This window comes from Actinoallomurus sp. CA-142502 (genome assembly GCF_050936355.1).
Lineage (GTDB): Bacteria > Actinomycetota > Actinomycetes > Streptosporangiales > Streptosporangiaceae > Actinoallomurus > Actinoallomurus iriomotensis.
Genome location: NZ_JBNJMY010000001.1, coordinates 5,896,939 through 5,909,266, shown reverse-complemented (window position 1 = coordinate 5,909,266; position 12,328 = coordinate 5,896,939). Strand labels below are relative to the sequence as shown.

The window sequence follows — 12,328 nt, the reverse complement described above, 5'->3', positions numbered from 1 at the left end:
CCGGGTCGGGTGACACGCCGTCTGGCGTCCCGGACGGCGGTGCTGCCTGGCCTCACTCTCGATCGAGACGTGATCGCTATCGAGCGTGAGGTTGTGGATGGCAGAGCCGGTGAAAGCGCCGCGGTTGACCGATCAGGAAGGGCAGAAGCTCCAGCAGATCGTGCGGCGTGGCAAGCACGAGTCGGCACGGGTCCGCCGAGCGTTGACCATCATGGCGTCGGCGTCCGGGACGTCGGTGCCTGCAATCGCTCGCCTGGTGGTGGCACGCGGGATCTCGTTCCAGAGCACCAGGACCTGGAAGGAGTCCAGGGACCCGGACAAGGACGTCAAGCTGGACCGGATCGAGGAATTGACCAGCAAGTTCCCTGACCGGTGTTTTGCCTTCGACCAGTTCGGCCCGCTCTCGATACGCCCCTGCCACGGGTCGGCGTGGGCGCCGGCCTGCCGGCTCGACGGCGGCCTGCTCGACCTATCCCAGGCCGTGCTCGACTCCGCCCACGTAAGCTAAAGGGGCGAACTCACAGGTCCGAGCCCCGTGGATCGGGCCAAGCCGGGTTCCAAGATGCACGTCCTGGCGGCTGGACGGGATGAGGCCAGTTGCCGTCGCGGGCTTCGGTGGCGGCCCAGCTCTCCAGCAGTTGCAAGCGCTCCCGAGTCGGCTCGTCGGCCGGGTAGTAGACGAACAAGCTCAGCGTCGTGGAGTCGGGCAGCGCAAGCGCCTCGAACCCGAGGTCGAGATCCCCGACGACCCGGTGACGGAGGACCTTGCAGCCAGTGCGGTGGTACTTCACGTCGTAGACTGCCCACCGGCGAGAGAAGTCGTCGCTGCGTGTGGCGAGCTCGCCCACGAGATTGGAAAGGCGTCGATCCGCCGGGTTCGCGCCGACGTAGCCGCGCAGGACGGCGACGACGTCGTTGGCGGTCTGCTCCCAGTCGACGTAGAAGTCGCGTGCGAGCGGGTCCAGGAACGTGAACCGGGCATTGTTCCCGTCTGCGATCCGGCTCTGCAGGAGGTCGGAGTAGAGGGCTTGCGCGAGCGAGTTAGTCGCAATGATCTCGAAACGGTGGTTGCGCGCCCACGCCGGAAGTCCCTGCATCGAGTCGATGATGGTTCGCAGTCCGGGGCGCAGAGCGGGTCGCGTTGCGCGGGCGTCAGATCTGCGCGTCGAGCTGCGGGCCGCCCGCGCCAGGTCGTGCAGGTGAGCGGCCTCGGCGTCGTCAAGTTGCAGCGCGGCCGCGAGGGCATGGAGAACCTCGTCGGAGACGCCGGTGAGGTTGCCGCGCTCGATGCGGACGTACCAGTCCACCGAGATGGACGCGAGAACCGCGACCTCTTCGCGCCGGAGCCCGGGCACGCGTCGTCCGCCGCCTGTACCGAGCCCGGCTCGCTCGGGCGTGATCCGGGCCCTGCGCGTGCGCAGGAACTCGGAGATCTCGGTCCGTAGGTCCATACCAGCACCCTACGAGGCGCCACCGCTTTCTGGGGGGTAGCGCCAGTACCCCGATCAACAGCCACTCCCGCACCAATCCACACAAGAGTCCAATGGACACATGGAAACGATCACTCTCAATAACGGCGTCACCCTCCCGGCTCTGGGCCTGGGCGTCTATCAGAGCTCACCGGAGGAGACCGCCGATGCGGTGGCGACCGCGCTCGAGCTGGGCTACCGCCACGTCGATACGGCCGCCGCGTACTTCAATGAGAAGGAGGTCGGAGACGGCTTGCGCCGAGCTGGACTCCCCCGGGATGAGGTATTTGTCGAAACCAAGGTGTTCCCGAGCGACTACGGGTTCGACGAGACCCTGCACGCGTTCGAGAAGTCGACCCGCAAGCTCGGTATCGACCACCTGGATCTGTTCATTCTGCACCAGCCCCGACCCAGCCAGTTCGACCGCACTCTTGCGGCCTATCGAGCCCTGGAGAAGCTGTTGGCCGACGGATCAGTGCGCGCGATCGGCGTGAGCAACTTCAGCCCCCACCACCTCAGGCGACTCCTCGCGGAGGTCGATGTGGTCCCGGCCGTCAACCAGATCGAGCTGCACCCCTACTTCCAGCAGCCCGACGTTCAAAGCGCCGACGCCGAGCACGGCATCCTCACCCAGGCATGGTCGCCGATCGGCGGCATCACTTTCTACCCAGGTCCGTGGCGGGAGGACCGCAAGAACGTGATGCAGGATCCGACCATTGCAGCCATCGCCGAGACCCACGCCAAGTCGCCCGCACAGGTCATGCTCCGCTGGGGCATCCAGCAGGGACGTTCGGTGATTCCCAAGTCGACCAACCCCGACCGGATTGCCGAGAACCTCAACGTCTTCGACTTCACCTTGGACGACGACGAGATGACCCGGATCGACGCGCTCGACACGGGCAAGCGAACCGGTGTCGACCCGGATGAGCCGCGCGGCGACTTTTACGACCGCCCGATTCCTGAAGCCTGAGGCTCGTCATGAGGTCCGTACAATTCTCCAGCTACGGCGGCCCCGAGGTCCTGGAAATCGTCGAGACGCCCGAACTGCACGCCGGGGGCGGAGAGATCCGTGTGGCTGTGCGGGCCTCGTCGCTGCCTCGGGGCGAGATGATGATCCGATCCGGACAACGTCGCCAGCAGGTGCCGACGACGTTCCCGCATCGCACCGGGCATGATACGGCGGACGTGGTCGAGGAGGTAGGTACGGGAGTTGACGGAGTCCAGGTCGGCGACGAGGAGTTCGGGTTGGCGGAGTCGGCCGGATCCGGCGCCAACTCCGACTTCGTCCTTCTGACGACCTGGGCGCGCCAGCCGCCGGCGTGAAACTGGGCGGAGGTGACCGCGGCCACCGGCTCGTCGGAGACCTCGGCCCGCGTCCTTGACCGGCTCGGCGTCGGCCTGGGGTCACACCGTTCTCATCAACGGTGCATCCGGCTCAGTCGGCACCGTCGCGGTGCAGCTCGCACGCGCGCGCGGCGCGAAGGTCATCGGCACCGCCGGGCCCGCCAACCAGGACTACGTCCGCTCGCTCGGAGCCACGCCCACGCCCTGCAACGACGGCCTGGCGGACCGCATCCGGGAGATCGCACCCACCGGCGTCGATTCCATCGATCCCGATGCCGCTGCCCGGCTGTGGCGCGTCTCCGCCGGACTCACGGGCGTGGATGCGTTCGCACCGAACCACTTCCAGGATTGACAAGCGAGGAGGGTCCCCATGACACGACTCGGTTCCAGCGGCCCCGGACACGCCGCTGACAAGGCCACGATGACGAACGAACCACACCGTGGCGTGGTGATGACAGGTGATGACGGGGAAGACGGCACCAAGGCGTTTTACATCCTCATCGAGGCGCGACCGGGCAAATCCGACGAGGTGCGCGCCATGCTCGCGGACATCCTGGGATGCGTCGACGGCGAACCGGCCACCGGACCGTGGTACGCGGTGCAGCATTCACCGACGACCTTCGCCATTTTCGAAGTGTTTCCCAACCTGGCGGGGCTGCAGGCCCATGTCGAAGGCGGTGGCGGGGACATCTTCCGCGATGTCGAGCGCATGAACGACATCCTCGCCGTGCCCGCTCACGTGCAGAAGGTCGACGTGCTGATGAGCAAGCAGGTCTTCACCGCCGATCACTAGCCTGACGCGAGAAATTCCGCCGGCATCGTGCATCGGTATCCCGTCCGGCGAGTGCGAGCCACACCAGATCGGAGGCTTCGACCGCCAGAGGATTCCTCGGGCCGTGGCAAGACGGTTGGATGTGCGCTGACGTTCATTCCGACCGTTGGAGGTGCGGTGGCCGAGCCTGTCCGCGTGCGCAGGTTGACCGACCGGGAGGGGCAGAGGCTGCAGCAGATCGTGCGCCGGGGCAGCACCAGTCCGGTGCGGTTCCGGCGCGCGATGATGCTGCTGGCCTCCGCCGGCGGGAACCAGGTTCCGGTGATCGCCCAACTGGTGCAGGCCGACGAGGACACCGTTCGGGGTGTCATCCACCGGTTCAACGAGATCGGCCTGGCCTGCCTGGACCCTCAGTGGGCGGGAGGCCGTCCCCGCCTGCTCAGTCCTGACGACGAGGACTTCGTCGTCCAGACGGCCACCACCCGCCCGACGAAACTCGGACAGCCTTTCACCCGCTGGTCGATCCGCAAACTCGCCGCCTACCTACGCCGCGTGCACGACCGCGTGATCCGGATCGGCCGCGAGGCGTTACGGTGTCTACTCGCCCGGCGCGGCATCACCTTCCAGCGCACCAAGACCTGGAAGGAGTCGCCCGACCCCGACCGCGACGCCAAGCTCGACCGCATCGAGCACGTACTGGAGCGCTTCCCGGACCGCGTCTTCTCCTTCGACGAGTTCGGGCCGCTCGGCATCCGGCCCACCAGCGGGTCGTGCTGGGCCCGGGCCGGTCACCCCGAGCGACACCCAGCGAGCTACCACCGCACCCACGGCGTCCGCTACTTCCACGGCTGCTACTCCATCGGCAACGACAAGCTCTGGAGCGTCAACCGTCGCAAGAAGGGCGCCGCGAACACCCTGGCCGCGCTGAGGTCGATCCGAGCGGCCCGGTCGGACGGCGCCCCGGTCTACGTCATTCTGGACAACCTCTCCGCTCACAAGGGCGACAACATCCGGCGCTGGGCGAAGAGGAACCGGGTCGAGCTGTGTTTCACCCCGACCTACGCGTCCTGGGCGAACCCGATCGAGGCCCATTTCGGCCGCTGCGGCAGTTCACCGTCGCCAACTCCAACCACCGCAACCATACGGTCCAGATCCGGGCCCTGCACGCCTACCTGCGCTGGCGCAACCAGCGCGCCCGCCACCCCGACGTCCTGGCCGCCCAACGCCGCGAACGTGCCCGCATCCGCAGCGAGAAAGGCACCCGCTGGGGCGGACGCCCTCTCAAGATCGCAGCTTGACCGACTCGGTGAACCAATGCGGTCACGGCACTAGCGGCGGCCGCGGAAGGTGCGCCGCAGGTCGTCCACCCACTGATCGGGGAGCTCCCACGGGATGAAGTGCCCGCCGTGGTCGTGGGCGGTCAGGTTGACGTGGTTGTACCAAGCCGCGCGATCGCTGTCGAGGAAGTGCCGGACCCGTTCGTCCGTGGTGACGCCCGGCGGGTTCTCGTACCCGACGAACGTGATGCCGGTGGGCGCCTCGACGACCGGCCACCGGTCGTGGGACGGCGTCCACGGGTAGCGGTTGTTGTTGGCGTAGGTGCGGACAGAGGTGCCGATCGCGTTGTTCACCCAGAAGATCATGGCGTGGGTGAGCAGGTCGTCCTTGGTGAAGACGCGTTCGACGTCGCCGCCGTTGTCGCTCCACTTCACCCAGCGTTCGAGGATCCACGCGAGCATCCCGGCGGGCGAGTCCGACAGCCCGTGCGCGAGCGTGCTCGGGCCGAGCATGTGCACGGCGAGGTGGGCGGCGAACCGCCTCTCCCACGCGACGAGCTGGGCGTGGACGTCGGCGGGCAGCCCGTCGGGAATGGGCCGTCCGCCGCTGAGGTCCCAGCCGCGGTCGCCGTTGAACAGGGTGAGCTTGAGCCCGGAGCCGATGTGGATGCCGTACAGCTCGTCGGCGTACTTGTGCCCGAGCTGGCCGGTGACCAGGGCGCCGACGTCACAGCCGGCGGCGGCGTACCGGTCGTGGCCGAGCACCCGCGTCATGAGGACGTGCCACAGGTCGGCGACCTTCCAGAAGTTCATGTCGGGGTGGTCCGGCAGCGGGGTGGAGAAGCCGAACCCGGGAAAGGAGGGGACGATCACGTCGAACGCCTCGGCGGGGTCTCCGCCGTACGCGCCGGGGTCGGCGAGCGGATCCACGACCTTCGACCAGTGCCAGAACGTCCAGGGCCAGCCGTGCGTGAGGATCAGGGGCGTCGGGTGGGGACCGGTCCCGGGCCGCCGCATGAAGTGCACCGGCACGCCCTCCACCTCGACGCGGTAGTGCTCGTAGGCGTTGATCGCGGCCTCGGCCGCGTGCCAGTCGTAGCCGGTGCGCCAGTGGTCGACCAGCTCGCGCAGGTAGGCGCCGTTGACGCCGTAGTACCAGTCGTCGTTGCCCGCGTCGGCCGGCAGACGCGTCGACTCCAGGCGCCGCCGGAGGTCGCCGAGCACGTCCTCGGACACGTGGATCGGCGTCGGCTCCAGCGGGAACGTCTCGCGATGATCGGCCGTCTCTGTCATGGTTTCTCCCCCTGGTCGGATGCCGTGCCCTCCGGTCGCTCGTGGAGAGCGACCAGCCGCGCCAGGGCGGGCAGCGCCGCCGCGATGGCCGCCCGGTCGGCCGGCGAGAGCCGGCCGGCGAGTTCGGCCAGGTGGGTCGTGCGCTCGGCCCGCCGCCCGGTCACGACGGCCGTGCCCGCCGGGGTGGCGTGCACGAGGACCGCCCGGCCGTCCGACGGGTCCGGCCGGCGCTCGACCAGGCCGTCGCGCTCCAGCCGGGTCACGATCTGCGTGATCGCCGACTGCGTCACCTGTTCGCTCGCGGTCAGCTCGCCGAGCCGCTTCGGTCCCCAGCCGGCGAGCGTGTGCAGCACCGACAGGGTCGTGAAGCTCAGCCGCCGCACCGACGGCAGGCGGATCGCCATCCGCGTGTAGTCCTCCATCACGGCGGTCAGCTCGGCGACGTCCAGCTCTGGCTCGGATGTGGGCATGGCCCAGTTATATCAGTAACTTAAATAAGTTTCTAATGCTTATCTTCCGGGTCTGGACATCGGCCCCGTACGCCCGGTCGAATGTCGATGTGAGAACTCCCTCCCGGTCGCTCGTCGCGCTGCTCGCACTGTCCGGGGTCCTGACCGCGACGCCGTCTTCCGCGGCCGAGCTGGCCACGGCGTACGTCGACGTCGCGGTGGCCACCGCGTGGGTGAGCCCCGGCCTCGACCGGCCCGTCGACGCGCCCGCGGTGGCGAACCCGGCCGACATCCGGAAGTGGACCGCGGACATGACGCTGGCGCAGCGCTCCGCCCTCGTCGGCCGGCTGGAGACCCAGGCGCTCTACGGCACGCCCGTGCGGATCCTCGAACGGCGGGGCGACTGGGTGCACGTCGCCGTCACCGGCCAGCCGACGCCGCGCGACCCGCTCGGCTACCCGGGCTGGGTGCCCGCGCGCCAGCTGACCGGGAGCGCGGGCTTCGCCGCCCTCCGGCGGTCGCGGCCGGTCGCCACGGTGACCTCCGCGAGCGCGTGGCTGTCCACCGACCCGGCCGGCCGGCACCGCGAGACGGAGCTGTCGTCCGACACCCGCCTGCCGGTGCTGGCGCGCTCCGGCTCCGCGGTGCTCGTCGCCACGCCCGACCGCGGCGGCCGCTGGTTGCCCGCCCGCGACGTGCGGGTGGGGGACACCTCGGCGGGCGCGTCCCGGCCCACCGGCGCCGACCTGGTCCGCACCGCGAAGATGTTCGCCGGGCTGCACTACCTGTGGGCGGGCACCTCGTCGTTCGGCTTCGACTGCTCCGGGTTCACCCACACCGTCTATGACCTGAACGGCATCACGATCCCGCGCGACTCCGACGCCCAGAAGGCCGGCGGGCGGCCGGTGTACCGGTCCGACCTGCGGCCCGGCGATCTGATCTTCTACGCCCACGACCATGGCGCGGGATCGATCCACCACGTCGGCATGTACATCGGTGACGGCTACGAGATCGACGCGCCCGCCAACAGCGCGACCGAGGAGAGCCCGCTGGAGATCGTGAAGGTGGACGAGCACCGGTACGCGGACGAGTACGCCGGGGCCGTGCGGTACCTCTGACCGGTCATGGAGCGATCAGTACCAGTTGTGCGAAACCTCATGTGCCCATGCGGCGTTGGGGCTTCCGTATCGGTCGCGGATGTAGTTGAGCCCCCACTGAATCTGTGCCTTGTAGTCACCGAGATCGAACACGTGGCCGTGGCCGAGTGCCTGCGGGATGCCGGCCGCTCCGCTCGACGGGTTGACGGCATTGGCGTTCCAGCCGCTTTCCTGGTTCCAGAGCTTGACCAGCGATTCCCAGTCGCTTTCACTCCAGCCGTACTGGGCCATGAGGGACTTGGCGTACGCCTGCGCCTCCCCCGCGGAGGCGCTGTGCGTGCTGGTGTCGCCACTCGCCGACGGACCGAGTCCACCAGAGCCGCCCACTCCGTACGGGCCGGGATCACCGGAGGGCTGATCGGAGTCGCTGCGCCTCGGGGGTGCCAGTCCGGCCAGCGTCTGCGACAGGTCGGTATCCGCACGGCCCGCCTTCTCCACCGCGGCGTTGATCTTCGGCTGAAGGTCGTTGATGTGTCCCTGGGCGGCGTTGACGAGGTTCGTGACGTCGGCCTGGGTCAGCGCCTTTTTTCCGTGTGTGTCCATCACGACCGTGCCGACCGGCGGTGCGGTGTAGGACAGGCGTCCGGTCTCGGCGTTGACATCGAGACCATAGCTTTGTGCCTCGGAGGTCAGGCCGACGAGTGTGTTCTTGGCCTCGTCGAATGCCTTACCCGCCGAGATCAGTGCCCCCTCGACGCTGCGCAGCCTTTCGGCTGAGTTGAGCAGGCCGGCGTGCGTGCCGTCGACCTTCCCGCGTGCGAGCACGGCCGGCGGGCCGTCCCAGTGTTGCTTCTCGATGTGTTGACCGACCTGTTCCTTCAGATATCCGGCGTGGACCAGAACAGCGTCCGCCCAGTCCTTCCACACCCCGGCGCTCTTGTTGAGCATCGACGGATCGGCCTTCATGACATCGCCATAAGTGACGGACATGTTCAGAGCTCCTGGAGGGGCATCGACCCGCGTAGCCGGTTGACGTAGCCCTCGGCGCCATGTTCGCCGTGCTTGCTGTTGTGGTGCGTCTCGGTCAGCCGGTCGTAGTAGCCGTGGATATCGGTGGCGTGGTCGTGAACATCCTGGTGGCAGGCCGCGTGCAGCGCCAAGAGCGTCTTGTGCCAGTCGAACGCCTCGTGACCGGCGGCCGCCGATATGCAGCCGTCGGCCAGATCGTCAGTGTGTCTCCGCAGGCTGTGGGCTGTATTCGCGGCACCCTCGGCGGCTGTCAACAACTTGCCGTAATTGACGTACCGATTGGGCTCTGTGTTCTCGGTCATCGCTCCGCCTTGTATGGACGGCTTACATCGTACGGTTGACATCGCACCAATGAAGGCACACCAACGGTACCGCTTTGCCATGTATCCGGACCACCGTGCCGCACCGAGATGGCCGGGTAAGAACTTCGAAAATCGTTTAAGTGAGTACTGGTACGTCCGCTCACAGCGCGCCCAGGTCCACGCCGTTGCCCATCGCCGCGTAGCCGGCGTCGTTCGGGTGCAGGTGGTCGCCGGAGTCGTACGGCGGGAACAGCCGCCGGGGGTCGGCCGGGTCGCGTACGAGCGCGTCGAAGTCGATCACCGCGTCGAACGTTCCGCTCCTGCGGATCCAGGTGTTGACCGCCCGCCGCACGAGTTCCTCGCTCGGGGAGTAGTACACGCAGCCCGCGAACGGTGTGAGCGTGCCGCCGACGACGCGCAGGCCGCGGGCGTGGGCGCGCGCGGCGATGGCGGCGAGACCCGCGGTGATCCTGGCGGGGTCGCGCTGGCGCGGCGCCAGGTGGATGTCGTTGATGCCCTCCAGCACGATCACCGTGCGCACGCCGGGGCGGCTGAGGACGTCCCGGTCGAGCCGCTGGAGCGCGGGCTCCCCACGTGAGCCTCCGCCGATCAGGATCCGGTTGCCGCCGATCCCGGCGTTCAGCACGGCGAGCGGGCGCGGACCCCGGGCCAGCCGGGTGGCGAGGACGTCGGTCCAGCGGTGGTCGGCGCCATCGGTCGAGCGGTAGCCGTCGGTGATGGAGTCGCCGAGGGCGATGACCGCCCCCCGCGCGCCACCGCCGGTGACATCCACGCCCGAGACGATGTGCCCCGAGTGCGTGACGGTCGGGAAGAGGCCCGAGTCCACGGCGTCCGCCGCGTCGGTGCCGCTGACCACCAGGGAGCGGCGCAGCCCGATCGGGTGCAGGCTCAGCGGGGTGGCGTACCCGGGCGTGTAGGTCGTGACGAACAGGTCGTGTGCGGCGGGCACCCGCAGGTGGACCGGGTCGCTGACGGCCTCACGGCCGGGGGCGACGCTGACGGAGGCGTGGCCGTGGAACCTGACCTGGCGCAGGGTGCCCGGCGCCACCCGCGTGCCGCCGCCCGCCGGAAGCGCCACCGTGGTGTGCCCGACGCGCAGGGGAGCGGTGCCGAAGGCGTTGGAGAGCCGAACGCGCAGCGCGCGGCCGCCGACGCTCGTGTGCACCACGTCGCGGATCGTGCAGTCGACGCAGCCGTTGGCGGTCGCGGTGGCGACCGGACTCTCCCACGTGCCCACCCAGACCGGGCCGCCGCGCTCACGGGTCAGGATGGGCGCCCGTACGGACGCGGGCCCGACGACGAGCAGGGCGACGCAGCACGCCGCGGCCACCGGCCCACGGACCGTGATCCTCCCGACCAAAGGCGACCGTCCATCTCCCGAGCTTCCGGGGAGTCTCTCGTTCCGGGCGGTCCGCCGTCAATCGACTCGCGGGTATCGGAGTGACCCGGTTGTAAGGCCCCCGGTCAGCGGCGGGCCCGTGAGGGTCGCGCGGCGGCGGCCGCGGAGGGCAGCTTCGCGCGGGCCGCGGCGGACGTGTACAGGCCGACGACGTGGTAGCCGAAGTCGACCGCGTCCGGCGCCGGGGAGGCGAGGTTCAGCGTGAAGCCGGTGGCGCTCGCGTCGCCGGCCCAGTAGACGCCCCCCGGGTCGCCCTGCGGCGTCACGACCACGACGGGCCTGGCCGTGGTGTCCATGAACGCGACACGGAACGGACACGACGCGGACGTCGCGCCCGCGGCGACGGAGCAGACGCCGCTCACGCCGCCGTCGTCGTAGAGGTTGCCGCCGGACACCAGGCCGTCGCCCTGGGACACGACGCCGTACGCGGTGCCCTGGCCGACCACGCCGACCGTGCCCTGCCCCAGCACCCCGGTGTCCGACGAGCCCTGCCCGACCACCCCGGCGCCCTGGGAGGTGGTGACGCCCTGGACGCCGTAGTGGGTGCCGGTGTGCGTGTAGGTCTTGGCGTACAGCGCGTTGGAACCGTCGCCGGAGGCGTTCTGGCGCAGCAGCATGGCCGAGCCACTGCCGGTGCCGTCCGAGGTGGACAGGATCGAGGTGCCCTGGGTGCTGCTCGCGCTCAGGGCGTACCCGCCGCCGGAGTTCGTGGCCGTCACCGCGCTGCCGGAGATCACGGCGAATTCGAGCACCGGCGAAGCCGTCTCCACAATGGCGGTCCGGGTTATTCGCGCGCCCGTCACGAAACGGGAACCTGATATCCACCGAATCGCGGTAATCCTCCCATGGTCACCGAACGTCGCAGGTCAGACGCATGGCCGGAAGAGGACGGCCGGTATGGCGGGCCTCCGGTGCCCCGCCAGAGTGTGAACGCCCCCGGAGGGTGGATGAAGTCCCCGCCGGTTAACCCGTCGCGAACAGTCGGTAAACCACGTTGTCAGGGACCGTGGGAACTCTGAGGCCTTTTCGGTGCTGGTCAGCGGGTCCCGTGCGCGAGGAGTGCGTGCGCGGGGACGGACACCCGGCCGTCGCCGATGGCGTAACCGGTCAGCCGCCGGTCATAGGCCTCCTTGACCCGGGCGATGGTCGGCGGGTCCTGCCGGAGCAGGACGACGGCGTTCGAGCCGACCCGGGCCATCGCCCCGTCCCGCCACCACTCGTCCGGCTCGAACGTGAAGTCCCAGTCGAGGACCTCCGCCCGTGCCTCGCGGAACGCGCCGCCGACCAGGGCGGCGAACGCGTCCGGCCGGCCGTATGTCATGAACGGGCTCAGCGGCACGTCGTCCGGCCAGGCGACGCCGACCTCCTCCATGGCGTCGCGCACGAGGGCCAGGACTCCGCTGCCCGGCATCGTCCAGCACGTCAGCGCGACGCGGCCGCCCGGCCGCAGCACCCGGCGCAGCTCGGCGAGCGCCGCCACGGGATCGCCGACGTGGTTGATGACGAAGTTGCCCACCACGGCGTCGAACGTCTCGTCCTCATGCGGCAGCGCGGGCAGGACCGCCACGCGTACGTCGGCCTCGGGCACGCCGCGCGCGGCGGTCTCGGCCATCAGCGGATCGGCGTCCACCGCCGACACCCGCGCGCCGCGGTGAACGGCCTGGGCCGCCACGATCCCCGGCCCGGTGCCCAGGTCGAGCACCCGGGACCCCGCACCGACCCGCGCGGCGTCGAGGAGCGGGCCGACGCTGTGCGCGGTCAGCCGGGCGAAACCGCGTGCGTACACATCGGCGCGCCCGGCCCACAGGTCGCGTTCGTAGGTGTCGAAGTCCGTCATGCGGGGAGCGTACGCCGATGCCCCGACATCCGGCGCGCG

The 12,328-nt window shown here is 69.6% G+C and carries 13 protein-coding genes and 2 pseudogenes; 7 read left to right on the top strand and 8 right to left on the bottom strand.

Going from position 1 to position 12,328, the window contains the following annotated elements; all coding sequences use genetic code 11:
* Positions 1 to 97 precede the first annotated feature (97 nt).
* Positions 98 to 436: pseudogene (locus ACQEV1_RS28190) on the top strand (hypothetical protein); the annotation flags it as partial.
* 82 nt (positions 437 to 518) lie between these two features.
* Here ACQEV1_RS28190 and ACQEV1_RS28185 read toward each other — a convergent pair.
* Positions 519 to 1,451 carry a helix-turn-helix domain-containing protein gene (locus tag ACQEV1_RS28185; protein WP_433397290.1) on the bottom strand — a complete coding sequence of 311 codons (933 nt, stop codon included), beginning with the start codon at positions 1,449 to 1,451 and terminating at the stop codon, positions 519 to 521.
* 100 nt (positions 1,452 to 1,551) lie between these two features.
* Here ACQEV1_RS28185 and ACQEV1_RS28180 point away from each other — a divergent pair, with 100 nt between their 5' ends.
* The 5 genes and pseudogenes from ACQEV1_RS28180 (at position 1,552) to ACQEV1_RS28160 (ending at position 4,883) form a co-directional block, all read left to right on the top strand.
* Entirely contained in the window at positions 1,552 to 2,439 is an 888-nt protein-coding gene (locus tag ACQEV1_RS28180) for an aldo/keto reductase (protein WP_433397288.1), read from the top strand.
* An 8-nt stretch (positions 2,440 to 2,447) separates the two neighbouring features.
* On the top strand, positions 2,448 to 2,792 hold the full coding sequence (locus tag ACQEV1_RS28175; RefSeq protein WP_433397286.1) for an alcohol dehydrogenase catalytic domain-containing protein: 345 nt from the start codon (positions 2,448 to 2,450) through the stop codon (positions 2,790 to 2,792).
* Between the two features lie 55 nt (positions 2,793 to 2,847).
* Positions 2,848 to 3,165 (top strand): zinc-binding dehydrogenase, encoded by a 318-nt coding sequence (locus tag ACQEV1_RS28170; protein ID WP_433397284.1) that lies wholly within the window; start codon positions 2,848 to 2,850, stop codon positions 3,163 to 3,165.
* An 18-nt stretch (positions 3,166 to 3,183) separates the two neighbouring features.
* Complete coding sequence (locus ACQEV1_RS28165) at positions 3,184 to 3,606, top strand: putative quinol monooxygenase (protein WP_433397282.1); 423 nt, start codon at positions 3,184 to 3,186, stop codon at positions 3,604 to 3,606.
* 156 nt (positions 3,607 to 3,762) lie between these two features.
* Positions 3,763 to 4,883: pseudogene (locus tag ACQEV1_RS28160) on the top strand (IS630 family transposase).
* 30 nt (positions 4,884 to 4,913) lie between these two features.
* On the opposite strand, the gene ACQEV1_RS28155 reads toward ACQEV1_RS28160, so the two are convergent.
* Both ACQEV1_RS28155 and ACQEV1_RS28150 read right to left on the bottom strand, forming a co-directional pair.
* On the bottom strand, positions 4,914 to 6,155 hold the full coding sequence (locus tag ACQEV1_RS28155) for an epoxide hydrolase family protein (RefSeq protein ID WP_433397280.1): 1,242 nt from the start codon (positions 6,153 to 6,155) through the stop codon (positions 4,914 to 4,916).
* Positions 6,152 to 6,625 carry a MarR family transcriptional regulator gene (locus tag ACQEV1_RS28150; protein ID WP_285634149.1) on the bottom strand — a complete coding sequence of 158 codons (474 nt, stop codon included), beginning with the start codon at positions 6,623 to 6,625 and terminating at the stop codon, positions 6,152 to 6,154. The genes ACQEV1_RS28155 and ACQEV1_RS28150 overlap by 4 nt, the downstream gene beginning before the upstream one ends.
* Positions 6,626 to 6,714: 89 nt before the next feature.
* Here ACQEV1_RS28150 and ACQEV1_RS28145 point away from each other — a divergent pair, with 89 nt between their 5' ends.
* Positions 6,715 to 7,722, top strand: a complete 1,008-nt coding sequence (locus ACQEV1_RS28145) for an NlpC/P60 family protein (protein WP_433397277.1) — start codon at positions 6,715 to 6,717, stop codon at positions 7,720 to 7,722.
* Between the two features lie 15 nt (positions 7,723 to 7,737).
* Here ACQEV1_RS28145 and ACQEV1_RS28140 read toward each other — a convergent pair whose 3' ends face one another.
* The 5 genes from ACQEV1_RS28140 to ACQEV1_RS28120 form a co-directional block, all read right to left on the bottom strand.
* Complete coding sequence (locus ACQEV1_RS28140; RefSeq protein WP_433397275.1) at positions 7,738 to 8,667, bottom strand: hypothetical protein; 930 nt, start codon at positions 8,665 to 8,667, stop codon at positions 7,738 to 7,740.
* Positions 8,668 to 8,693: 26 nt separating this feature from the next.
* Complete coding sequence (locus ACQEV1_RS28135; protein ID WP_433397274.1) at positions 8,694 to 9,032, bottom strand: hypothetical protein; 339 nt, start codon at positions 9,030 to 9,032, stop codon at positions 8,694 to 8,696.
* A 160-nt stretch (positions 9,033 to 9,192) separates the two neighbouring features.
* Positions 9,193 to 10,413 (bottom strand): SGNH/GDSL hydrolase family protein, encoded by a 1,221-nt coding sequence (locus tag ACQEV1_RS28130; RefSeq protein ID WP_433397272.1) that lies wholly within the window; start codon positions 10,411 to 10,413, stop codon positions 9,193 to 9,195.
* A 104-nt stretch (positions 10,414 to 10,517) separates the two neighbouring features.
* Positions 10,518 to 11,204 carry a hypothetical protein gene (locus ACQEV1_RS28125; RefSeq protein ID WP_433397270.1) on the bottom strand — a complete coding sequence of 229 codons (687 nt, stop codon included), beginning with the start codon at positions 11,202 to 11,204 and terminating at the stop codon, positions 10,518 to 10,520.
* Between the two features lie 284 nt (positions 11,205 to 11,488).
* Positions 11,489 to 12,289: a class I SAM-dependent methyltransferase gene (locus ACQEV1_RS28120; RefSeq protein WP_285634133.1), complete on the bottom strand. Its 801-nt coding sequence runs from the start codon at positions 12,287 to 12,289 to the stop codon at positions 11,489 to 11,491.
* Positions 12,290 to 12,328: the final 39 nt, after the last annotated feature.